Origin of the sequence: Natronobacterium haloterrestre, from assembly GCF_900112205.1 — an archaeon.
Classification (GTDB): Archaea; Halobacteriota; Halobacteria; order Halobacteriales; family Natrialbaceae; genus Natronobacterium; species Natronobacterium haloterrestre.
Genome location: NZ_FOKW01000010.1, coordinates 114,961 through 138,316, shown reverse-complemented (window position 1 = coordinate 138,316; position 23,356 = coordinate 114,961). Strand labels below are relative to the sequence as shown.

18 protein-coding genes are annotated in these 23,356 nt (G+C 67.9%); 11 read left to right on the top strand and 7 right to left on the bottom strand.

Annotated elements, in window-relative coordinates; genetic code table 11:
- Positions 1-3: 3 nt before the first annotated feature.
- Positions 4-1,071, bottom strand: a complete 1,068-nt coding sequence (locus BM113_RS18000) for an mRNA surveillance protein pelota (protein WP_089789408.1) — start codon at positions 1,069-1,071, stop codon at positions 4-6.
- A gap of 66 nt (positions 1,072-1,137) precedes the next feature.
- Positions 1,138-1,575 carry an SHOCT domain-containing protein gene (locus tag BM113_RS17995; protein ID WP_089789407.1) on the bottom strand — a complete coding sequence of 146 codons (438 nt, stop codon included), beginning with the start codon at positions 1,573-1,575 and terminating at the stop codon, positions 1,138-1,140.
- A 155-nt stretch (positions 1,576-1,730) separates the two neighbouring features.
- On the opposite strand from BM113_RS17995, the gene BM113_RS17990 reads away from it, so the two are divergent.
- The 3 genes from BM113_RS17990 (at position 1,731) to BM113_RS17980 (ending at position 5,629) form a co-directional block, all read left to right on the top strand.
- Positions 1,731-2,366, top strand: coding sequence for a hypothetical protein (locus BM113_RS17990; protein ID WP_089789406.1), 636 nt, complete (start codon positions 1,731-1,733; stop codon positions 2,364-2,366).
- Positions 2,367-2,626: 260 nt separating this feature from the next.
- Complete coding sequence (locus tag BM113_RS17985; protein WP_089789405.1) at positions 2,627-4,435, top strand: asparagine synthase-related protein; 1,809 nt, start codon at positions 2,627-2,629, stop codon at positions 4,433-4,435.
- 54 nt (positions 4,436-4,489) lie between these two features.
- Positions 4,490-5,629: a thiamine ABC transporter substrate-binding protein gene (locus BM113_RS17980; RefSeq protein ID WP_089789404.1), complete on the top strand. Its 1,140-nt coding sequence runs from the start codon at positions 4,490-4,492 to the stop codon at positions 5,627-5,629.
- Positions 5,630-5,766: 137 nt separating this feature from the next.
- On the opposite strand, the gene BM113_RS17975 is transcribed toward BM113_RS17980, so the two are convergent.
- Positions 5,767-6,099 carry a thiamine-binding protein gene (locus BM113_RS17975; protein WP_089789403.1) on the bottom strand — a complete coding sequence of 111 codons (333 nt, stop codon included), beginning with the start codon at positions 6,097-6,099 and terminating at the stop codon, positions 5,767-5,769.
- 179 nt (positions 6,100-6,278) lie between these two features.
- Here BM113_RS17975 and BM113_RS17970 point away from each other — a divergent pair, with 179 nt between their 5' ends.
- From BM113_RS17970 to BM113_RS17960, 3 genes are all read left to right on the top strand, one after another.
- Entirely contained in the window at positions 6,279-8,189 is a 1,911-nt protein-coding gene (locus tag BM113_RS17970; protein WP_089789419.1) for an ABC transporter permease, read from the top strand.
- A complete protein-coding gene (locus tag BM113_RS17965) occupies positions 8,170-9,336 on the top strand; it encodes an ABC transporter ATP-binding protein (protein ID WP_394327724.1) in 1,167 nt (388 codons plus the stop codon). The genes BM113_RS17970 and BM113_RS17965 overlap by 20 nt, the downstream gene beginning before the upstream one ends.
- Before the next feature lie 229 nt (positions 9,337-9,565).
- Positions 9,566-9,919 (top strand): universal stress family protein, encoded by a 354-nt coding sequence (locus BM113_RS17960; RefSeq protein WP_089789401.1) that lies wholly within the window; start codon positions 9,566-9,568, stop codon positions 9,917-9,919.
- Positions 9,920-10,033: 114 nt separating this feature from the next.
- Here the strand turns inward: BM113_RS17960 and rqcH are convergent, their stop codons facing one another.
- A complete protein-coding gene (gene rqcH / locus BM113_RS17955) occupies positions 10,034-12,190 on the bottom strand; it encodes a ribosome rescue protein RqcH (protein ID WP_089789400.1) in 2,157 nt (718 codons plus the stop codon).
- A 306-nt stretch (positions 12,191-12,496) separates the two neighbouring features.
- Here rqcH and BM113_RS17950 point away from each other — a divergent pair, with 306 nt between their 5' ends.
- The 4 genes from BM113_RS17950 to BM113_RS17935 all read left to right on the top strand — a co-directional run bounded on the left by BM113_RS17950 (position 12,497) and on the right by BM113_RS17935 (position 16,861).
- Positions 12,497-13,195, top strand: coding sequence for a hypothetical protein (locus BM113_RS17950; RefSeq protein ID WP_089789399.1), 699 nt, complete (start codon positions 12,497-12,499; stop codon positions 13,193-13,195).
- 348 nt (positions 13,196-13,543) lie between these two features.
- Positions 13,544-13,852: a HalOD1 output domain-containing protein gene (locus BM113_RS17945; protein ID WP_089789398.1), complete on the top strand. Its 309-nt coding sequence runs from the start codon at positions 13,544-13,546 to the stop codon at positions 13,850-13,852.
- A gap of 146 nt (positions 13,853-13,998) precedes the next feature.
- Complete coding sequence (gene yqeC / locus BM113_RS17940; protein ID WP_089789397.1) at positions 13,999-14,751, top strand: selenium cofactor biosynthesis protein YqeC; 753 nt, start codon at positions 13,999-14,001, stop codon at positions 14,749-14,751.
- 229 nt (positions 14,752-14,980) lie between these two features.
- The gene (locus BM113_RS17935) at positions 14,981-16,861 is read left to right on the top strand and encodes a cation:proton antiporter domain-containing protein (protein ID WP_089789396.1); all 1,881 of its coding nucleotides are present in this window, start codon (positions 14,981-14,983) and stop codon (positions 16,859-16,861) included.
- An 80-nt stretch (positions 16,862-16,941) separates the two neighbouring features.
- Here BM113_RS17935 and BM113_RS17930 read toward each other — a convergent pair whose 3' ends face one another.
- Genes BM113_RS17930 through BM113_RS17920 form a run of 3 tightly spaced genes read right to left on the bottom strand, consistent with a single transcriptional unit; the run spans position 16,942 to position 18,984 of the window.
- Positions 16,942-17,646 (bottom strand): energy-coupling factor transporter transmembrane component T family protein, encoded by a 705-nt coding sequence (locus BM113_RS17930; RefSeq protein ID WP_089789395.1) that lies wholly within the window; start codon positions 17,644-17,646, stop codon positions 16,942-16,944.
- Positions 17,640-18,344 carry an energy-coupling factor ABC transporter ATP-binding protein gene (locus BM113_RS17925; RefSeq protein WP_089789394.1) on the bottom strand — a complete coding sequence of 235 codons (705 nt, stop codon included), beginning with the start codon at positions 18,342-18,344 and terminating at the stop codon, positions 17,640-17,642. The genes BM113_RS17930 and BM113_RS17925 overlap by 7 nt, the downstream gene beginning before the upstream one ends.
- 52 nt (positions 18,345-18,396) lie before the next feature.
- Positions 18,397-18,984 (bottom strand): biotin transporter BioY, encoded by a 588-nt coding sequence (locus tag BM113_RS17920; protein WP_177209210.1) that lies wholly within the window; start codon positions 18,982-18,984, stop codon positions 18,397-18,399.
- Positions 18,985-19,440: 456 nt separating this feature from the next.
- Between BM113_RS17920 and BM113_RS17910 the strand changes: the two genes are divergently transcribed.
- Positions 19,441-23,286 (top strand): DUF7282 domain-containing protein, encoded by a 3,846-nt coding sequence (locus tag BM113_RS17910; RefSeq protein WP_089789393.1) that lies wholly within the window; start codon positions 19,441-19,443, stop codon positions 23,284-23,286.
- The last annotated feature ends 70 nt before the right edge of the window (positions 23,287-23,356 follow it).

The following is a 23,356-nucleotide window of genomic DNA, read 5'->3' as shown; positions in this document are numbered from 1 at the left end:
GCACTACTCGAGGCGATACCGCAACAGTGCGGCGATACCGCCGAGGTTCGCCAACTGCTGGCCCGGCGGGAACTCGCTCGAGAAGACGGTCACCTCGCCGCCTTTCTGCTCGGTCGTGCGGACGATTCCGTCGACGTCGACGTCCCACTCGCCGTCGGGGCCGCGTTCCTTCCGCAGTCGGTCGTCAAGGATCAGGAGCCGGTCGATCGCGCCGAACTCCGCCGCCTTCTCGACTTCCTCGGGACCGTAGGCCGCTTTCGCCCCCTGGGCGATCCGCTCGGTGAGTTCGTCGATGTACTCGGCCTCGCGCTCGATGCGGGTCTCCTGCTGGACGTCCGCGACCGCGCCGCGTTTCAGCACCTCGTGGACGCCCCGGTCGCCGACGCTGGCCGTATCGACCATCGTCACCTTCTCGGCGACTTCCGGGTACTCGTCCTCGAGGTAGTCGTAGGCGTCCTGTTTGGTGAAGCCGGGACCGGCGAGGATGATCGCGTCCGCGTCCTGGCGTTTCAGAACGTCGGCCAGTTCCGCGAACAGTTCCGAGCGCTCGCGGGCGTACTCCCCCTTGCCGGTCGGGCCGGTGATCGACGCCCGCTCCTCGGCGCCGTACTGGGCGACCGTGTGGACGTGGGCCTGTCCTTCCTCGACGGTCGCGATTGCGACGTCGGGGTTCTCGGTCGCCTCCTCGGCCTCCTCGAGGCGGGCCTCCTGGTCGGGCTTGAACCGCTTCTCGATCGAGATCTCGTCGCGCTCCTCGACGTTCAGCGTGTGGTGAAAGCCGAGTTGGTCCTCGCGCGAACAGGCGACGATCTCACCGCCGACCCGCAGTCGGTTGGCGAACTTGTGGAACTCGATGTCCTCGGCGGCGATGGCGACCCACATGTGTTCTCGCTCGCCGCCCGTATCGCGCATCTGGTCGTCGTTGCGCTGGATCCGCCGGGTCGTGTCGCCGGCGACGCGGTCGCCGGGCTCTAGGACGTACTGGAGGTGCCAGAGGTCGTCGACGCTCTCGGGGACGACCGTGACCCGTTCGCGTCCGCCCTCCAGGGGCTCCCGGTCTTTGATCTGCATGCCCGTGGATTCTCGGGGTGGCGATAAGTGGGCTGCGATCGCTGTTGCGGTTCCGTAACTCGCAAACTACCGGTCGTGTTCCTCGAGCAACGATCGTCCCTCGCCCGGTCGCTCCCCCGACGGGAGAGAACCCGGCTCGTCGTCTGCGTCGGCAAGTAACTCGTCGAGCCGTCGCTCGAACGCCTCCTCGTCGAGGTCACCGTTCAGATAGCGTTCGCGGAGAGAGTCGACTTCAGGGATCGGTTCGTCACCGACCGTGTCGGGTTCGTCGTCGCTCGAGAGGACGAGGACGGCTGCCACGACGGGTACAAGGACGATCGTGAGCCCGAGGAGGGCAGCAACGATACCGACCGCGAGACTGCCGACCTCGACCCCGATGGCGATACCGGCGAAGACGATACCCAAGACCATCGACAGCGCCGTCATCGCGACGAGTACGGCGAGCAGTCCACTCAGGACGGCCGCCCACGTCGGAAGGGTTCGGAACCAGGCAGGGACCCCCATATCTGGACGGTTTCCCCTCCATCACCAAGGCGATTGTGATCATTCACCATGGAACTCGTCCCGCCGGATACGTCACGGTCAGCGACCAGTCCCGTACTCGAACTGTTGCACTGGTAGGTGTTCGTTCTATGAGCGCTGGGCCCCTATTGGGTAGTATGAGTTCTGGATACTCCCACAGCCTCGAAGACTTCGGCACGCGGTCGCTAGTGACCCACGGTATCATGGCACTCTCGCTCACGGGCGCGATCGTGACGGGACTGTTCGTCGACGGGCAGATCGGACTGGTCTCGTTCGTCGCGCTGCTCAACTTCACTGCCGGCATGTGGATCGCCCAGTCGATCCACTCGGCCGGGAACGCCCGAAGCGGCGGCAGTTACGACGGAGTCCTGTCCGTGCTGCGCGATACGACGGGCGAGAAGGAAATCGCCGGCCTCGATACGGGTCGGCTGGCCCGGCTGTTCACGCTCATCGCGGCCGTGACTGCGGTGTCGCTGCTGACGGCCGGTCAGGTCCTCTCGGGAACGCTCGTTTCGATCGGTATCGTCGCGATCGGAAGCGTCGCTCTCGTGACCGCGATGACGGGGTTCCTGATCGCACTCGGTTCGTCCTACGATGCGGCCGAACGGAAGCGGCAACTCGCGGTCGAAGCGAGAACCGAAGCCACGGCCTCGCTCGAGGAGTCGACGACGGACCGCTCGTCGGCCGCTACCGAGGCTGGCTTCGACGAGACGTCGACGGTGGAAATCCCGGTCCGGGAGCCCTCCGTGGACGAACGGTACCGCCGTCAGTAGCTCCCAGGTCTCCGGTCTCCATTTCACTGGTCGGGACGTCGAAGTCCTCACCGCGTTTCTCCCATTATCGGTCGGCCCCGTACCGACCACCGTGAATCGGCCCGACGACCGTCTCGAGCGACCGTGCGTGGGGCCGAAGCCGTGGCTGGGCGGGATATCGTCACGTCGGTCCGGCTCTGCCGGTGTGACCGCTGGATCGTCGAACCGGTCGACGTCCTGCCCACCGCCGGGCCTATATACTCCTTCCCGAAATCACGGGTATGGAAACGGCCCTTCGAGCGGCCGACTGGACACGCGACGACGGAGTCGCGGTTCGCGGCCGGGCGTTCGACGGCGACACCGTCCTCAGCGGCCCCGACCTCGCGAAACGGTTTCTGGACCCGCTTGCAGTCGACGGCCGAGCCGCGGGTGAATCGTCCTCCAGATCCGGACTCGAGGCCCTCGCGGCCGTCGCCGGCGACCTCGAGGGATTCTACGCGGTCGTCGTCGTCCGCGACGACGCGACGTTCCTGATCGCCGACGGTGCGCGTTCGATCCCGCTGTACTACGACGGCGACGGGACGATCGTCTCCGATCGAGGGCGACTCGTCCGCGACCGACTCGGGGCCGAGACCGACCCCGCCACGGAGAGCGAGTTCCTGCTGACGCGGTACGTGACCGGTTCGGAGACGATCTGGCGCGGCGTCTACAGCACGCAGGCCGGCGAGGTCGTCCGAATCCGCGACGGGCGGATCACCAGACGGACCGTCCGCGAGTACTGGCCGGCCGGCCGGGGAAATCGCGACGTCAGCGACTCCGAGGTCGGCCGTGACGAGCACGTCCGGAGACTCGAGTCCGCCCTCGAAACGGCACTGGACCGCCTCGAGCGCGTCGCCGGCGACCGGCCGGTCGTCCTCCCGCTGTCGGGGGGCTACGATTCGCGGTTGCTGGCGGCGGCGCTCGTCGAGCGCGGCCGGGAGGTGATCGGCTACACGTTCGGCCGGTCGGGCCACCCCGACGTGGAGGTGAGCCGGGAGGTGGCCGACCGTCTCGGTATCGAGTGGGCCCACGTTCCCTACGACGAGGCGACCTGGCGGGAGTGGTACCACGGACCGGCAGGCGAACGGTACCGTGAGCGAGCGTTCGGCGGCGACGCGCTCCCCTTCCTCGCCGAGTGGCCCGCCCTTCGAACCCTCGTCGACGAGGGGCGACTGCCCGCCGACACGCTCTACTGTCCCGGTCACACCGTCGCGACGCCGAGCGAGCGGGTGCCGACGTTCGTCGGAGAGGACGAAAAACCCGCGACAGGGACCGTCGGTTGCACCTCGAGCGCCGACGGGGACGACGCGATCGAACCCTCGCTCGAGGGGCTGATCGACTACGTCCTCGAGACCCACTACGCGCTCTGGGAGTGGGACGACGACCGGTTCCGCGAGGCGGCCCGCGAACGGATCCGCCGGGGACTACTGGGGGGCCGCGAACCCGAGGCGATCGCCGACCCCGCGACCGCCGCAGCGGCCTACGAGCGCTGGGAGTGGCGCGGGCGCATGTCGACGTTCACCAACGGCGACTGTCGGGCCTACGAAAACGCTGGCGTCGACTGGTGGCTCCCGCTGTGGGACCCCGCGTACGTGCGGGCCTGGGAGCGCGTTCCGCTGGGCTTGCGCCGGGAGAAGGAACTCCACGCCGAACTCGCGCGCCGGTACTACGCCCGCGTGGCGGCGGTTTCTCGAGAGCGCGCGGCCGTCACCGATCGGACGCTCGCGCCCGTCGATCGGTGCCTGAATCTGGTCGGACACACCCCGACACGGCAGTTCACCGAACGCGACGGCGACTGGGAACCGCCGTTTCTCGTCCCGCGAACCGGGTGGGGGGAGCCCGGGAACCACCCGCTCGCGTGGTACGGCGCAGTCGAGGATCGCATCCTCGAGCGCGCGCCGGACGACCGGACCCTCTACGCGCTCCGGACCCTGGCCGCGACGGGTCGCCTCGAGTTCGCGGATCCGGACGCGCCGGTCCCCGAGACGGCCCGGATCGAACTCCCAACCGATGGCGATGGCCATCCTGAACCGAGCGACGACCCCCGTTGAGGCGCGATTTCGGAAACGATCCCCTTACGTATCACCGGGTGCGACCACCAGGTCATGAGACGACGAACGTTTCTCGCATCCAGTGGCGCACTCGTGACCACGGGACTGGCGGGCTGTTCCGCAGTGGACATCGAAGACGGAGAGAACGGCAACAGCGGCGACGGCGGCGGGAACGACGGCGGCGACACCAGCGGCGACACCGAAGGCTCGGTCGAAGACGACGACGTCCTCGCGGTCGGTACTTACAGCACCTTCGTCGACGCACCGAGCGACAGCCCGGGCGTCTGGATCAAGGAGACCTTCGAGGAGCGTCACGACGTCGAACTCGAGTGGCACACCCCCGACCAGGAACTCAACTACTACGCCGAACGCCACAACCAGGGCCTCGAGATCGACCCCGAACTGTTCCTCGGCGTCCGGCCCCAGAACCTCGTCCGCGTCGAGGAGAACCTCGAGGGCGACCTGTTCGCCGAAACGGACGAGAGCGTCCTCTCGAACGCCGAGAACATCGGCGACGAATACTACTTCGACCCGGAGGGCCGCGCGGTCCCGACGTTCCGGAGCCACTGTGGGATCGTCTACGATGGTCGAAACGTCACGGAACCCGAGACGTTCGAAGATCTGCTCGAGGATCGGTACGAGAGTCAGATCGCGCTCTCGAACCCCCAGGACTCGACGACCGGTCTGTTGTTCCTGCTGTGGACGATCGATCGGTTCGACGAGGACGGCTACCTCGACTACTGGTCGGACCTCATGGACAACGACGTCCGGGTGCTCAACTCCTGGAGCGACGTCTACACCCAGTTCGAGGAAGAGGAGGTGCCGGTCGTCGTCTCCTACACGAACGATCGAGTCTACGCGAGCCGGTTCGGCAACGACCTCGAGAAACACCGGGTCTCGACCCTGAACGACCAGGGGTACGCCAACATGGCCGGGATGGCCCGGTTCGCCGACGGCTCCGACGACGACCTCGCCCACGAGTTCATGGACTTCATCCTCGAGCCCGAAACGCAGGCCGAGATCGCCAACCGCAACGTCACCGGGCCGGTCAACGAGGAAACCGAACTCCCCGAGGCCTACGCCGAGTACGCCATCGAACCCGAGGAGACCGTCTTATTCGGCTACGACGAACTCAAGGGCAACCTCACCGACTGGCTCGACGAGTGGGAGCGAGAAGTCGTCGGGAGCAACTGATCGGTCGACCCGACGCTCGAACGAGCGCGCCTGACTACCATTCCGTGTTCCGAACGATCCACGACCCACGCACCGCTCGCGACGGGAGCGCACACCGTCGGCACTCGCTGAGCGACGGCCGTCGATCGCGGTCCCGATCAGTCCCCGTCGCCGTCGATCCCGCCCTCGCTGCGGGCCTCGCGTCCGAGTTCCGACTCGACGGCGTCGACCTTGTCCTCGGCCGCCATCTCGACCTCGCGTTTCTCCTCGACCTGTACCGTGGTCTGGATCTCGGCGGTACCGACCGCCTCGTGGGCCGAGGCACACGCCGCGAACAGTTCGTGGACGTCCTCGGCTTCGAGGATCGTCGCCATCGGCGTCGTCCGGTACTCGACGTCGTAGTCCTCGAGGGCGTCGATCGCGGCGGCGACGTCCGCGGTGATGTCGTCGTCGGTCACGGGCGTCACGCGAAGCAGGGCGAATACGGTCATCGTGGTACCACCGGGTTGTCCCGTGGGGCACATAGCCGTTGTCGTTGTCGTCGTCGGCGTCGTCCCCGAGAGCGGCGCCGGCGTGGCCGCTCGGGCCCCGTCGAACGCGAGACGGGCCATCGGAAACCGCTCGCGTGGTCGAGACGGAGACGACGGCGGAGACGGAGGGTTGCGGCGAGATGACGAACACGAACGAGCCGTCCGACCCCGGCCCCCCCGCCGCCGACGCGGTGGACCCCGCGGCGGACGTCGCCGGAGGCGGCGGTTCGGACAGACCCACCGCCGATCCGCCCGCCGACGCCGATGCCGACGGCTTCACCCGCCGCGTCCAGAACCGCCTCGAGCGCCGCGCCATCGCCGTCTTCGGCGTCGCGACGACGCTCGTCCTGGTCGTCCTGTTCTACTACCCCGTCGCGACCGTCTTCCTCGAGTCGGTCTACGTCCGCGGCACGCTCACGCTCTCGGTCTTCCTCGAGATCCTTCGGGATCCGCTCTACTTCGGCGATTTCGCGCGGTTGTTTCGGGGCGGGTCGCCGCTCGCTGTCGCACGGGACTTGCTCTCCGCGGATCGCAGCATCGGCGTCGTCGGTTTCACGGCCTACCAGGCCGCGCTGTCGACGCTGTTGAGCGTCGCGCTCGGGCTGCCCGCGGCCTACCTGCTGGCCCGCTACGAGTTCCGCGGCCGGCGAACGCTGCGGGCCCTGACGATCCTCCCCTTCGTCATGCCGTCGATCATGGTGGCAATCGGCTTCGTCGCGACGTTCGGCCAGAACGGGACCGTCAACGCCGTCCTGGGCGCGCTCGGGCTCGGCTCCGTCGACCTGCTCCCCTCGCTGACGGTCATCCTGCTCGCCCACGCGTTCTACAACGCGCCGCTGGTCGCCCGGGTAACGACCGCGGCCTGGGAGTCGGTCGACGCGAGCGCGATCGAGACCGCCCGCAGCCTCGGAGCCAGCCCGTTTCGGGCCTTCCGCGACGTGGTCGCGCCGCAGTTGTACCCCGCCGTCCTGATGGGCGGGGCGCTGGCGTTCGTCTTCACGTTCGGTACCTTTCCGATCGTCCTCGCGCTGGGCGGTTTCCAGCTGGCGACCGTCGAAGTGTTCGTCTACCGACTGATTCAGGACCTGAACTACGCCGAGGGGGCCGCGCTCGCGATCGTCGAACTCGTCATCTCCCTTGGCATCCTCTATGGCTACCTGCGGTACGAGGCGACCCACGTCGTCCGCTCGCGGGGGATCCGTCCGCTGCCGCGGCGACCGCTCTCCCCGCCGTCGCTGTCGGTCCGAGAACTGCTGCCGCGGCTGGGGCTCGCCCTCTACGGCGTCGTCGCCGTCTTCGTCTTCGTCGCGCCCGTCCTGAGTATGCTCTATGCGAGCGTCGACGGGGCAAACGGCCTCACCCTCGAGCACTACCGGTTCCTGTTAGAGCGCCAGGAGACTGCGGCGGCGTTCCAGGTTCGCCCCTGGGACGCAGTTCGCAACTCGCTGATCTTCGCCGCGGGCGCGCTCGTGCTCTCCCTGCCGATGGGGGTCGTCATCGCCGTACTGACGACCCGTCGCTACCGCGGCCGGAAGCTTGTCGACGCCACCCTGATGGCCCCGCTGGCCGTCTCCGGGATCGTCGTCGGGATCGGACTCCTCCGGGGGCCGGTTTTCGGGATCGAGATCGGCGGCTGGCGCATCTCGGTCGCCGGCGCGGTAGCGATCGTCGCCGCCCACGCCGTCTCCTGTTACCCTTTCGTCGTCCGGACCGTCGCGCCCGGCCTCGAGTCGGTCGACCGGACGCTGATCGAGTCCGCGCGGGCCCTGGGTGCGTCGCGAGTGCGGGCACTGGTCGACGTGGAACTCCCGTTGATCTGGCCGGGCGTCGTCGCCGGTGCAGCCTTCGCCTTCGCGATATCGATGGGCGAGTTCTCCTCGACGGTGATCCTCGCGACCGGCACCGACCAGTTCACGATGCCGGTCGCGATCGAACGGTTCAGGGGCCGTCGGCTCGGACCGGCAACCGCAATGGGCGTCGTCTTGCTTGTCGTCACGAGCGTCAGTTTCGTGGTGATCGACCGTCTCGGAGGTGAGAGCGTTGGCATCTGAAAACCGTCCCTCGAGTGCGGCCGAACGCGAACACGAACGCGAGCGCCGGGAACACGACCGGGAGCAGGGCCGGGACGCGCCGATCGCCCTCGAACTCGAGGGTGTCACCAAACGCTACGCCGAGACGACGGCCGTCGACGACGTCTCCCTGGCCGTCCGCGAGGGGGAGTTTTTCACCCTCGTCGGCCCGTCCGGCTGCGGGAAGACGACGACCCTGCGACTGATCGCCGGCTTCGAATCCCCCACGACAGGCACCGTCCGGTTCGGCGGCGAGGACGTCACCGGCGTCCCCCCCGAGGACCGCGACGTCGGCGTCGTCTTCCAGAACTACGCGCTGTTCCCGCACATGACCGTCGGCGAGAACGTCGCCTACGGGCTCAACTTCGCCGACGCGCCCGGCGGCATCCCCGACGAACGGCGGGTGCAGGAACTGCTCGAGCTGGTCGACCTCGGCGGCATGGCGGACCGCGAGCCGGACCAGCTCTCGGGCGGCCAGCAACAGCGGGTCGCGATCGCCCGTGCGCTTGCGCCCGGCCCGGACGTCCTCCTGCTCGACGAGCCGATGAGCGCGCTTGACGCCCAACTGCGCGAACGGCTGCGCCTCCAGGTCAGGGAGATCCAGCGGGAACTGGGGATCACGACGATCTACGTCACCCACGACCAGGAGGAGGCGCTTGCCATCTCCGATCGCCTCGCGGTGATGCGTGCGGGCAGGCCGGAGCAGGTCGCCCGTCCCCGGGAGATCTACCGCCGACCCGACACCCGGTTCGTCGCGGAGTTCGTCGGCGACAACAACGTCTTCGCGGGCACTGTTACGGCCATCGACGAAACTGGAGCACGACTCGAGGTCGGTCCCGAGACGCTGACGGTCGCTCACGAGGGCGACCTCGCGGTCGGCGACGAAGTCGTCTTCTGCGTTCGCCCGGAGGAGTTACGGATCGACGGTGACGCGAACGCGATCACCGCGACCGTCGTCAGCGCGGAGTTCCTCGGTGAGACGACCCGCGTCCATCTCGAGTGGCAGGGCTGCGAACGGGAACGGAAACGGAAACGGGAACTCCTGGTCCGAACACGAGATCCGCTCTCGGGCCACGTCGTCGTCGGATTCGATCCCGACGATGCCCACGTGGTCGACGTACTCGAGTAACCTAGCACGGCCGCACACTCGAGTACGGAGCCAGACTACAGGAGCCACTGAAAGTCAGTGCACACCCGATCGCACGACAACTGTGTGATCGGGTGTAAATCGGTTCGGTCGCTAGTGTAGGGGAGAGCCGCTCACCCGATGTTGGGTTCATATAGTACTCGAGCGTAGTACTACTGTGAGCCGGACTACACTGCTGGTACCGATTCGGTACCCCCCGCAAGAAGCGAGCGTGGAAACGATCTCCCACGCCATCGACGTTGCCGACGAACTCGACGACAGCCACCTGTACATCCTGCACGTGAACGTATTGCACAAAGGGGAAGACATCGATCGAACGGAGTTGCGGCGTACCGTCGAGGAGCGGATCGAGACACCGCCGTACGCGAGTTGCCACGTCCGGGATGCGTACCTGCTCGAGAAGGCGATTCTCAAAGAAGCCGCCGAACAGGACGCCGACTACGTCGTTATCGGCCAGTCGATGCGGGCCCGGTGGCGCCAGTTGCTGACCGATCATCTCGGCGTCGGCGTCGATCTGGAAGTGTTCCTCGAGCAACAACTGAACGCCGAACTCGTCGTCAGTTAGCCCGGGAAGGCGGTTCGTGCGTATCGGCTGCGTCGATCGCGAACCGGCCACCACGAGTATCGATCAGCACGTCAACACGCCTGCCGAAACCCGCCACCCGAACACCGCCGGCCCTCACTCCTCGACGATCCGGCTCCCGCCCGGCGGCATGAAGTGCTGAATGCGGTCCGGGCTCGCGATCTTGCGGACGAACGACTCGTCCTCGAACCGCTCGCGGAACCGGCGATACATCCGCTTTGCGGCGTCGGCCTGGGCGTACCGGCCCGGCTCGAGTTCGATGGTCGTCTCGGCCTGCCCCTCGATGGCCGACGGCGGGCCGCCGATCACGCGCGTGTAGGGCTCACACTGGATGCCGACGGCGACGCCGACCGGCGTGTCGCGGTAGTAGGTGCGATCGCCCCGGATCGCGAACCCGCCTTTCTCGAGGTACTCGCCGCTCTCGGGGGTCTTAGTCACCTGATCGGAGTCGACGGCGTAGACGTCGCCGGCGTAGCGGCCGTCCTTCCAGACCGAGGAGTAGGAGACGGCGAACTGGGCGGCCTCCTCGATGCTCGACTCAGGTAGCTCGATGTCGTGGGAGGACGCCTCGCTCGGGTCGGTGGCCTTGAGCACGGTGACGGGACCGCCGTGGGCCTGCGTGTGCAACACCTTGTCGCCCGGCTCGAGGTACTTTTTCACTAACTCCTCGTTCTGGTCGGCGTTGCGGCCGCCGATCACGAGGTAACCGTCGCTCGTGTGGAACCAGCGAAAGCGGTCGTACCAGGGTTCGTTCTCGCGGATCGGAACCGACGGCATCGAGAGCCAGTCCCGTTCCTCCTCGTCCTCCTCGTCGTCATCTTCGTCGTCTTCCGCGGCGTCTTCGGCCTCCCACTGGTCGCGGCGGCGCTTGGCGTCCTCGAGGTCCTCGCGGGTGTCCTCGATGGCCGCGAGCGCGCCCTCCTTCTTCTCCTCGACGCGTTTCGCCTCGGTGTAGAGGCGGTCGGCGTTCTGCTCGACGCCGTCGTCGACGATCAGGTCGATCCGCTCGCCGTCGACCTCGACCGTCACGGTGCCCTCGCTGCCGTCGAGGTCGACGACGGCCTCGGCGGCCTCGATGCCGCGTTCCTTCCCCTCCTCGAAGCGCTGTTCGATCTCGTCCCACGGACGATCCTGCTTGCGGGCCTCCCGGATCGTCGAGAGCACCTCGTCGACGAGGCCGTACTCGGCGTACAGCGACTCGGCCTGTTCGCGCAGTTCGTCGGCCTGCTGCTCGAAGCCCTCGATCGCCCCCTCCTGCTGTTCGATGATCCGCTGGTGTTTGGCGATCTCCTCCTCGAAGTCGGGCCGTTGCTCGGTCGGGTCGGGTTCCTCCTCCTCGTCGAGTTCCAGCCGGAAGAAGTAGTCGTCGAGCGCCGTCAGGAAGGAGTCGTACGCCTCCGCGGAGAGCCCTTCGGCCTCGTGTTCCTCGAGCGGGAAGGGGGTGACGTCGACGACGCGTGCGGGGGTCGCGTCCGCGTCTTCGCTGTCGTCCTCATCGTCACCGCCCTCGAGGTACAGTCGCGGATCGAAGTTCCGGTTCCGGACGTCGATCGCCAGCCGCTCGATCGCCTCGTAGAGGCGGTCGTAGACCGCCTCGTCGGCCTCCTCGATGTCCATGGCCTTCTCGACGCCGGCGCGGGTACAGATCTCCTCGGCGTAGAGGCCGCCGAAGTTGAGTTGGGTCGCGAGGGTGCGGACGACGTCCGTGTCGGAGTCGTCCATCTCCCGGTAGAACGCCTCCCGGGAGACGGTAAGCGGGTTCGTCCGGGTGTCGGGGAACTCGTAGCGCGAGCCCGGGACCACAGTACGTGATTTCAGCCGGACCGTCTCGAGGCAGTCGATCACCTCGTACTCGCCGTCGGTGACGGCGACGTTGCCCTGGCCGAACAGTTCGACGATGATCCCGGTGGTGCCGTCCTCGCGCTCGAAGACGAACTCGAGGATGCGGTCGAACTCGTACTGTTCGACGCCGGCGAAGTCCGCGCCCGAGAGCCGGTTGCGCAGCATCATCGCGAACTGTGGCGGTCGGCCCGGCGCGTCGGGGACGCGTTCGGGGGCGACAGTGTGGGCGCGTTTGACCTCGCCGACCTCGAGCAGGAGTTCGACGCGGCCGCGGTCGAAGTCCCGCATCTTCAGGCGGACGAGGTCGTCGCCGTAGAGGTAGGCCTTGTCGACCTTCGCCCCCTCGTAGGTCCCGAGTTCCCCGACGAGGGCGGCGAGGTCGACGCTCGTGAGTTCCCGCTTTGGATCCATACCACAACCTGCCCGGCGCTGTCAAAAAGGCGTGTCGCTCCGTGTCGGCGGCGTTCGCCGCGCGACCGGGGACGACGATCGGCAGGGTGACCGCGAGGCCGCCTGCTTCGGAAAGCTAATCCGAATCGGGCCGTTTCGAACGGATATGCACACCGTCGTCACGGGCCCCGGATCCGCTTTCGACACCGGAACGGAGACCGGCACCAGCACCGCACGTCGCGGAACATCCATACCGACATCGACTGGCCGCCTCGAGTCCCGGCCCCGAACCCACTCGAACAGCCGCCACGGAGGGCGACGCGACCCATGAGCGGACCCGGACCCGGTCCCGGTCCCGGCCCCGGCCCCGACGACGGCGAACGACCCCGCCCCTGGTCGGAGGTCCACCACGTCTCCTCGTTCTTCGAACGCCTCGAGGACACCGGCGGCATCCCGATCCTGGACTTCGTCGAGGGGCTGACCGCCCGGAGCGATATCGAGACGCCGTCGAAAGGCGTCGTCTACCACGATCGGGGCATCCGCGTTCCCGCGTACGACGCCACGTTCGTCCACGAACCGACGGGCTCGCGCGGCCGGCCCGCGTTCAGCGTCCAGCTCGACGCGGTCGGCCCGCGCAACGCCTGGGCGATCTTCGACGCGACGCTGTCCTGGGACCTCTACTTCCTGCGTACGCAGGGGCTGTCGGCGCTGGCCTGGATGACCGACGAGGAGTACCGCGTCGACGAGGCCGACGCGTTCGAGACCAAAGAGGACGCGCTGGCCGGCGGACGGTTCTCGTTCGGGATCTTCCTCTACGACGACGAGGCCTGGCAGGAACGCGCCGACCGACTCGAGGAGACGGACTCGCCCGCCTACCTGCGCGGGGAAGACGGTACGATGATGGTCCCCTCGACTCAGCCGGAGTTCTACCAGTACGTCGACTCGACCCCGACGGAGTTCCGAACCAGTGGGGGCAACGCCCCCTCGTATCTCGGGTTGCTCGAACTCGAGTTGACGCTCGATTGATACGGGTTACCGTCCGTCGGTTCCGGCGTACCCGCGACTCGTGCGGCGGGTGCGCCGGTACGTCGGTACAGGGATCCGTACGAACCGCCCGCAGCGGCACGTTTTCGATCCGTGCATCGCGTTCTACCGCAGTCGCTACTTCTCACAACGATCGAGTCCGTGGGGAAGTGGGGAGAGGGGGAACAGGGGGGTGACGGCGCGTGCGCCGTCGGTGGGGATAGGGTGGGGGAGCCCACCGACTAGTACTGTGTTGCCATAGGTTATAGCTTTTGGGGTCGGCCGGCGGTCGACTCTCACCGGTCCGAAACTGCCACCGCGCTTATCAATCAGGTGTTCGAACTGGGCAATATGAGTAGGGGGACGCCGCCGAGCCAGCGCGTCGTGACGAAAATCGCCGAGGCGGACGACGTCGAGCCGGCGACGCTCGAGCCGCCGCTGTACAGCACGATCGATCCCGACGCCCTCGACGCGCTCGTCGAGTCGGGGGACGCGGACACGACAGTCTCGTTCGCCTATCACGGGTACGAGGTTCGCGTCGACGGAACTGGTGAGGTGACGCTGACCGAGACGGACACGGGAACGGGCACCGGTTCCCCGGACGAGCGAGCCAGCGGACCGAACGACGATTCCCGGCAGAGCGCGTACAACGACGATTGAAGATCGTCCCCGAGGAGCCGACGTTCGAACGGAGCCCGTAGGCCTTTCTTCGAGCGCCGCGAACCGGCACGCATGAGCGACGACCCGACGTATCGAGCCGGGACGTCGACCGGCAGCGCCCGTCCGGCCCGGAGGTGGCCTCGAGGATGACGGTCCCCCTCCAGCGGGCACTGCTGGACGAGCACGCGTCCGCCACCGAGTCACCGACCGTCCTCGCCGTCGTCGGCGCCGGCGGGAAGAAATCGACGCTGTACGCGCTCGCGGAGCGACTCGAGCGAGCGATCGTGACGACGACGGTCCGTATCCCGCCGTTCGACGACCGAGTAGCGACGCTGACGGTGGCCGACGATCCGATCGCGGCGGCGCGTGAAACCGACTCGCGGCCGCTGGGCCTCGCCGCGGCCCGCGAGGGCGACCGGTATCTCGGCTACGACACGGCCGACGTCGACGCGCTTGCGAACGCCCTCGAGGGGCCGGAAACCGTGCTGGTGAAGGCCGACGGCGCGCGCACCCGCTGGCTCAAGGCGCCCGACGAGGACGAACCGCAGTTGCCCGCAGGGACGGACGTGGTCGTCCCGATCGCGAGCGTCCGCGTCGTCGGCAAACGACTCGACGAGGAGCACGTCCACCGGCCCGAACGGGTCGCCAACGTCGCCGACCTCGAGCCGGGTGACCGTATCTCCGCAGCCGACGTCGCGACCGTCCTCGCGAGCGACGCGGGGGGCTGGAAGGACGTTCCCGACGGCGCGACGGTCGTCCCGCTGCTCAACATGGCCGACACCCCCGAACTCGAGGCGAGGGCCCGCGAGATCGCGGGCGAACTGCGCGAGCGCCGGGAGGTGCCGCGGGTGGTCGTGACGCGACTGCTCGAGGACGAACCGGTAATCGATGTTCTGTAACGATCCGAACTGATCCGTAGCGTCCGGGAGTCTCCCCTCAGACGAGCCGTTGCCCTTTCCGCTCGAGTGCGCTGTGGGGCAGACGCGCCGGGAGTCGTGATCCCTCGGACACGTCCCTCCGAGTGCCCCAAGACGTGAAAGACGATCAAAACCGTTCGAGCGGCGGGTTCTTCAACCACGTAGTTTATTATTCGACATCCCCTTCGGGGGACTGCACGGAAAGATAAACGTGGCGAGTGAATTCCTGATTCCGTTGGTTGCAGGTATCATCGGCCTTGGGGTGCTCGCTCAAATCCTCGCAGCCCGGCTCCAGATTCCGAGCATCATCTTCTTTCTGCTCGTGGGAGTCCTCATCGGACGACCGGGTCTGGGGCTCGTGACTAGCGAAACGTTCGGTACGGCCTTGCCGGCGATCGTCGGGCTCGCTGTCGCAGTCATCGTTTTCGAGGGCGCGTTCCACCTGGAGTTCGATCGTATTCGGGAGGCTCCGCGAGCTGCGGTTCGACTCGTGACTGTCGGCGCGATCATCGCGCTGATCGGCACCGCAGTCGCCGTCAGGGTTCTCGAGGGGTTACCCTGGGAACTGTCGTTCGTGATCGGCGCACTGCTTGTCGCCACCGGGCCGACGGTGATCTCCCCGATCCTCGCGGTCGTCCCGGTCCGTGACCGGGTCGCCGCGGTCCTCGAAACAGAAGGGATCGTCAACGACGTAACTGCCGCGATCACTGCGGTCGTCCTCTTCGAGGCAGTGAATCCGACCGTCGCCGCCGAGGGATTGATCCAGGGATTCGCGCTCCGTCTCGGCGAGGGGCTACTCGTGGGCATCCTCGTTGCAGCCCTGCTGATCTACCTGTTGCGGTACGTCGACCTCTCGCCGGGTGCTGCGCCGCGGAACGCGCGGTTGCTCGTCCTCGCTGGAGCGCTGGTCGCCTACGCGGGCGCGAACCAGCTAGCGAGCGAGGCCGGCGTCGCCGCCGCCGCTACCGCCGGCGTTGTCCTTGGGAATACCGACATTCCCTACAAAGAGGAGATCACCGATTTCAAGGGCGACATCACGCTGCTCGTACTGTCGTTCGTGTTCATCGCGCTCGCCGCCCAGTTGCCTCCGGAGGCGATTTTCGACGTCGGATTCGCCGGCCTTGGCGTCGTGATCGCCGTCGCGTTGGTGATCCGCCCGCTTTTGGTGTTCGTCTCGACGATCGGTGACCGGTTTACCCTCTCCGAGCGACTGTTTATTAGCGCCGTCGGGCCGCGAGGAATCATTCCCGCGTCGGTCGCGACGCTCTTTGCCGTCGAACTCCGGACGGCCGCCACGGAACTGGGCGACCCCGCGCTGGCCCAGCAGGCCGATCTGTTGATCGGGACGGTTTTTCTGGTCATCTTCCTTACTGCCCTTGTGGAGGGCGGTCTGGCGCGCTATATCGCACAATACTTGGACGTGATACCCATGAGAGTCATCATCGTAGGGGGCGGACAGGTGGGCCGTGCGCTCGCCGAACGCCTCGAGGACCGTGGCGAGAACGTTGTCATCATCGAGGAAGAAAAAACGGTCGTTGAACAGGTACGCAACGCCGGCTACGCTACCGTTATCGGGGACGGAACCGATACGGACGTGTTGCGTGAGGCCGGCGCAGAGAACGCCAAAATCGTCATCGCTGCGACCGGCGACGACGACGCGAATCTGCTCGTCTCGCAGCTCTCGAAGGCGAAATTCGACGTCGAGACCGTCATCGCGAAGGCGAACAACGCGGATAACGCCGATGCATTCAGGGAACTCGGTGTGCGCACTATCTCCGGAGCGATGGCGACCGCGTGGGCGATCGACAATCAGATCGAACGGCCTGCGATCTCCCGATGGATGACCACTATCGGCCGGACTGGCGACATCCAGGAAGTCGAGGTCGCCAACGACGAACTCGTTGGAAAAACGATCCAGGAAATCGGACCGATGCTCCCTGATACTTGCCTGATCGCGCTTCTCAGTAACGGCGAGGACGACTCGGCCAGGGTTCCGACCGCCGACACCGTCGTCGAGCGGGGTGACCATATTACCCTCTTGGGCCGGCCTGAGGCCGTTCAAGAGGGGATTGCGTTCGTCAATCCCAGTTGATTCCCTCGAAATGCGGTACGCGATTCGTCCCTTTCCCTCCTCCCCTCAGCTTTCGAATACCGAAACTGAAAGCGACTCCCCTAGAGGAACGTGCCCGCACCTAGCGCAACGGCGACCGCGAACGCGGGCGCGTCGAGGCGGGTAAACGACAGCCGCGGCAGCGTCGGATTCCAGGCGAAACAGCGAGCCCGCAGGGCGAGCGAGAGCCGATCGGCCCGGTCGAACGCGCGAGTCAGCCCGAGGAGCCCGATGTGGCTCGCGCGGTCGATCGCGCCGCGTTCGGTCCCGAGCCGGGCGGCCGACGCCTGGCGGATCCGCCGGACGTCCGCCTGCAACACCGGGAAGAACCGGAAGACGAGCGCGATGCCGACACCCAGCAACTGGCCGGGTTTGCCCGGGATCGTCCGCTGGACGGCCGCCCGTGAATCCCGGATCCGCGTCGAGCGGACGTAAGCGGCGCTGACGAGCAACACGAGCACCACTCGGTAGCCGGCCCGGGCGGACTCGAGCCCGTCGGCCACGTCGATCCACGGCGGGCCGAGCGTCGCGGCCGAGACCAGCGGCGCGATGGCGATGATCACCAGCGCGAACCGGTAGGCGGACAGCGTCCGGAGGATCGAGACGCCCGCGACGGTCAGAAAGAGCGCCGTGATGGCCGTCAGCGCGACCAGTGCCCGGCCGCTCGTGTGCGAGAGCGCCGCCGCGGCGAAGGCGATCTGGACCGCCAGCTTCGACCGGGGGTCGAGCCGGTGGGCGATCGTGTCGTCGTGTTCGTAACTCAGCATCGCGGCACCCGAACGGCGACCCCCTCGAGTTCCTCGACGGCCTGCTCCGGCGGCGCGTCGACGACTACCTCGCCGTCGTGCATGGCGATCACCCGGTCCGCCAACTCGAGCACGTCCCGGAGGTCGTGGGTCGCGAGCAACACGCCGGTCCCGTCGGCCGACAGCGCCTCGAGTCGCTCGAGGACGGATCGCCGGGCCGGATCGTCCAGCCCAGTAAACGGCTCGTCGAGCACGAGGTGGGTCGGCTCCATTGCCAGCGCGCCGGCGATGGCCACGCGGGCCTGTTCCCCGCCCGAGAGTTCCGCGATCCGTTCGTCGTCCCGACCGGAGAGGTTGACCGCCTCGAGGGCGATCCCGACGCGCTCGTCGATCTCCGACCGGTCGAGCCCCAGGTTTTCGGGGCCGAAGGCGACGTCGTCGCCGATCGTCGCCGCGACGAACTGGTCCCGCGGGTTCTGGAAGACCATGCCGACCCGCGAGCGTGCCCGGATCGGGTTCTCGGCGACGGACGTCCCGTCGACGAGCACGTCCCCGGAGTCGGGAGTCAGGAGCCCGTTACAGTGACGCAACAGGGTCGTCTTCCCGCTGCCGTTCGCGCCGGCAAAGAGGACGAACTCGCCGTCGTCGATCTCGAGGGAGCACTCCTCGAGGACGGGAACGTCGTCGAACGCGTAGGTGACGGAGCGAAACTCGATCATCGGTATCGGTTGCCGACGGCGTGCGTGCTCGATCGATCGGTCGCCGTTCGTCTCACGTTCCGACCGGTTGCAGCCGACCGCTCTTGACGATCGCGATCGCCGCGACCAGCTTGAGCAGTTCGACCGGGACGAACGGGACCGCACCGACCATCAACGCCTCCACGACGGTCATATCCAGGAGCCAGGCCATGTAGCCGGAGCCCATCCCGTAGATGACGGCGGTCCCAGCCACGAGTGCGCCGACGAGGACCGGCAGCGAGACGTCGGCGGGAGCGCGGAGATCCGTGCCCCGGTGGACGAGCAGTCCGATCAGGCCGGCGGCGACCGGGTACGCCCAGAGGTAGCCGCCGCTCCGGCCGAACAGGACGCCAGGACCGGCGCTGAACCCGGCGAAAACCGGAATCCCGACCGCGCCCGCCGCCAGGTACAGCGTCAGCGAGACGGTCCCCCAGACCGGCCCGAGGACGAGTCCGGCCAGGAAGACGAACAACACCTGTAGCGTGATCGGTGCCGGCGAGAACGGGATCGGAATCGAGACCGGAGCGACGGCCCCGATCAGTGCCGCGAGCAGTGCAGCCCGCGCGAACTGGCGTACGATCTCGTCTCGGACCGGCTCTACCGCACCGTGTTCGGTTGCCATGCTCGCCCCTCTCTCGTAAACCCAATTCAAAACTTCGGTTTCCGAGACCGGGTTCTTCGCCGTCGGCCCGATCTTGGCCCCCCTCACGGACCGAACGAGTCCCGCCGAAACCCGGTGCTTCCTGTCGGACGGGACGAACGTCGTCCCGAACGCGTGCCGGCAGGAGCGATCGCGGTCGCCTGTGGACTCGAGCGCCGCTCAGGCCCGACCGTTCCGGGGCGGTAATCGACTCTTGTGTCACGCGGCGTGGCGAAACGACCGGCGGGCTTATTCGCCGATTCGATCCGGTCGAAGGAGACGAATGGGTTTCGAACGGTCTCACGTTCGGTTCGAGCCGCGGGGGTATCGACGGGTCACAACGGTCACAACGGGATCGAAACGGCGCGCTCGAGCGCGCGGCCGTGATCGGTGCACGCGGCCGTCCGGAGCACTCGCCGAGCCGGGAGGCAACCGGCGATGAGAGGAGCAACAGCGGCGGCGATCGCGGTACTCCTCGCCGTCGTCGCGACGACGAGCGTCCTCGCCGTACCGTTCGTCGGCGTCGGCTTCGGGCCGATCGGCGACGGCGAGGCCGACGAGGGTGCGGTCGACGACGGCGCGTCGGACCTCGAGGCGACGCCCGAGGGGTCGACAGCCGATGTGGGCAGCGAACCCCTCTCGATGCCGTCGCCCGCGACCGACGGCGATGGAGACGGCGACGACGCGAACTCGGCGGGCCAGCCCCAGCCTCAACTCCAGGAGGACCGCGAGGACGTCGTCGAGGCCGGCGTCGACGCGGGGGTCGAACTCGCCGAGGCCCAGGGCGTCGAGGTAACCCAGGAACAGCGCGAGGCGGCCCTCGAGGGCGCGGCCGAGTTCGCGGCCCGGTACGAGGACGCCGACGACGAGCAGGTCCGAGAGGCGACGAAGGGCGCGGTCCACGGCTCGCTGGTGGCGAGCCAGGAGGTCAACGTCACGGCGATCCAGTACGCCGTCGGCGGGGCGGTCGACGGCGCGCTCGCCCAGTACACGCGGGTCGAGGCGAGCCAGATGCAGAGCGCGGCCTGGGGCGCGACCCACGGCGCGATCGCCCAGGAGCAGCGCGTGACCGTCGAACAGATCCAGGTCGCGACCCGCGGGGCGGCGGCCGGGGCGGCGAGCGGAGCCGCCACGTCCGGCGTCGAGCACGGGCCGACGATCCGGGAGGCCGGCCAGGGCGCGGCTTATGGCGTCCTCTCGCAGTACGGAAAGATCACGGTCGAACAGCGCCAGCGGGTTACCCTCGAACACGTCCAGCACGCGGCCGCGGGCGCGAGCGCCGGCGTCCTCGAGGGGGCGACCGAGACGCTCGCCGTCGAAGCCGAGCAGTACCAGCGAATCGACGTCAAACAGGTCCAGAAGGCGGCGATAGGCGCGTCGAAGGGAGCGCTCGTCCAGCGCCAGCGGGTGACCGTCGAGCAGACACAGTCCGCGGCCCGGGGTGCGAGCAAAGGGGCCGCCAAGGCTGCCCGATCGGTGACCGTCCAGCAGGTCCAGCGGATCACGATCACCGCGATCCAGGAGGCGTCGTTCGGGGCGGCGAAGGGCGCGATCCAGCGCCAGGAGGCGACGGTCGAGCAGATCCAGGCCGCCGCCGACGGGGGCGCCCGCGGGACGCTCGTCCAGCGCCAGGAGGTGTCGATCACGCAGATCCAATCCGCCGCGACGGGGGCAGCGAAAGGGGCCGTCGAGTCGGCGGTCCAGTACCAGGTCGTCGAGGTCGAGGCGATCCAGGCCGCCGCGGCCGGCGCCGGCGAGGGCGCGGTGCTCCAGAAACAGGTCGTCGACGTCGTACAGGTCCAGCGGCTCGCCAGCGGAAGCGCGACCGGGGCGCTCTCGGGGTACCAGGAGGCGACCGTCGAACAGATCCAGGTCGCCGCGACGAGCGCGAGCCAGGAGACCGCCCGCGCGGTGCAATCCCAGCGGATCAGCGTCACGCAACTCCAGCGGGTGACGGCCGAGACCGCGGCCGACGCGACCGCCTACGCGGTCGACGAGGGAACGGACGACCCGGCCGTGCTCGTCCAGTACGTCGAGGTCGAGGTCGTCCAGCGGATCGAGCGAATCGACGAACGCGAGGGTGAGGCGACGATCGCGTTCGACGACCAGGAGTCCGACGGCGACAGCGTCGTGATCGACTCGGTCGAACTCTCCGAGGGCGGCTTCGTCGCCGTCTACGACGGGGTTACGGTCGACGCCGATCCCGACGCGGTGCTGGGCGCGTCGGCGTACCTCGAGCCCGGCAGCCACGAGAACGTGACCGTGGAGTTCGACGAACCGCTCGAGGAGAGCCGTCCGCTCGTCGCCGTCGTCCACCACGACACGACCGACGACGAGACGTTCCGCTACGTCGAGAGCGACGGCGAGGAGGACGAACCGTACGTTACGGCCGGCGGCGGGCCGGTCCTCGACGGGGCGTTCGTGACGGTCGAGGGGCCCGAGGAACCAGAACCAGAACCAGAACCCGAGCCCGAACCCGAGCCGGAAGCCACGCTCTCCGTCTCCGACCAGTCCGGCGACGGCGAGACGCTGACCGTCGACGAGGCCAACGCCACCGTCGACTACCTCGTCAGCGCCGAGTACGACGGCGAGCGGGTCGACAGCGACGTCTTCGCGGCCGGCGAACCCGTCGAGAACCTCTCGCTCGCGCTCGAGCCACCGCTCGAGCCACCGCTCGAGCCGCCGCTCGAGGAGAACGCGACGGTCGACGTCTCGGTCCGCGACGCCGCGGACGACGAGGCGCTCGCGACGGAGTCGATCGAGTACACCGTCGAAGACGACACCGAGCCCGAACCGCCGGAACCCGCGCCGGACGCGAACCTCACGGTCACCGATCAGCGCGGCGACGGCGAGACCGTGACGATAGCGGCCGCGAACGCCACCGTCGACTACGCGCTCACGGTCGCCGAGGCGGACGCCGCCGGCGACGACCCCCTCGTCGAAACCGACCCGTTCCCGGCCGACGAAACCCTCGAGAACGAGACGATCGACCTCGACGACCCCCTCGAGGAAGACGCGACGCTCGAGGCGGCGGTGATCGACGCGGCCGACGGCGACGTCCTCGTCAACGAGACGTTCGAGTACACCCTCGACGAGGGGTTCGAAGTCGAGTTCGTCGACTGTCGCCGGGCCGAGGTCAGCGACTCTTTCGAGGAGGGCGACTCCATCGCGGCCAGCACCGGGTTCTACACCTTAGGCGGGTTCGGCAACACGATCGCCGAGGACTTCGTGACGGTCGGCGAGGACGTCGAGGCACCGTTTACGGGAACGATCGTCTTCGAGGTCGACGGGGAAGCCGACGACCGGATCACACGCACCGCTGACGACGAGGTGACGGTCGCCGTCGGCGACTACGGCAGTTACGGGACCACCATCACGGGCATCACCTCGCCCGAAGCGTTCCCGGTCGCGGGGATCGACCACCCCAATCCGGAGGGCGAGGAGTGTATCGAGGAGACCCGCCCGGAACTCCCGTCGACGTTCGTCGCGGAGACGACCGTCGTCGACGACGGCGAGGGCGACGAGCCCCCCACGATCGACGTGACCTTCGGCTACGAGAACCCCAACGACGCGCCCGTGCTCGTCCGGAGCGAACTCGAGGGCGCGACCGAGGACGAGCCTCTCGAGGAACTCGCGCCCGGCGAGGGGACGTTCACGGTCGAGTGGACGCCCGAAACCGAGGAGGAGCGACTCGTCTGGACCGCCGACATGGGCATCTACGACTACGACGAGGTGCTCGTCGCCGAGACCGACCCCGCGGGGGAGATCGCCGACTTCGACGAGGAACCGGAGCAGTTCGTTTTCGAAGCGCTCGCGACGAACGCGCCAGTCGAACAGGGGGACGAGCTCCTGTTCGAGGCGACGGTCGCAAACGTCGGCGAGCGAGCCGGCACGCAGACGGTCGAACTGGCCCTCGACGGAACCGTCGTCGACGCGACGGAGCCGCCGCTCGAACTCGAGGCCGGCGACGCGGCGACGGTGTCGCTGACCGCCGGGACGGCGGACCTGGAGCCGGGTGCGTACACGGCGACGGTCTCGACGGCCAACGAGACGGTCGAGACGACGGTGACGCTCGAGGCGCCGACCGATACGGGCGACGCGGGGATCGGAACGGACGACGGCGGCGGAACTGACGGGGACGGTATCGGTGCAGGAGTCGGCGGTGACGGCGATGGCGGCGGTGACGGCGGTGCCGACGGCAACGAGTTCGTCGGCGACGAAAACGGAATACAGATCGAAGACGACCCCGGCGCGGGGAACGAATCGACCGGCACGGCACCGTAGCTCTCCCTCCGTCAGTCGAAAAGGATCGGGTCGAACCGCAACTCCCGTCAGCGCAGTTCAGTCCGGCAGT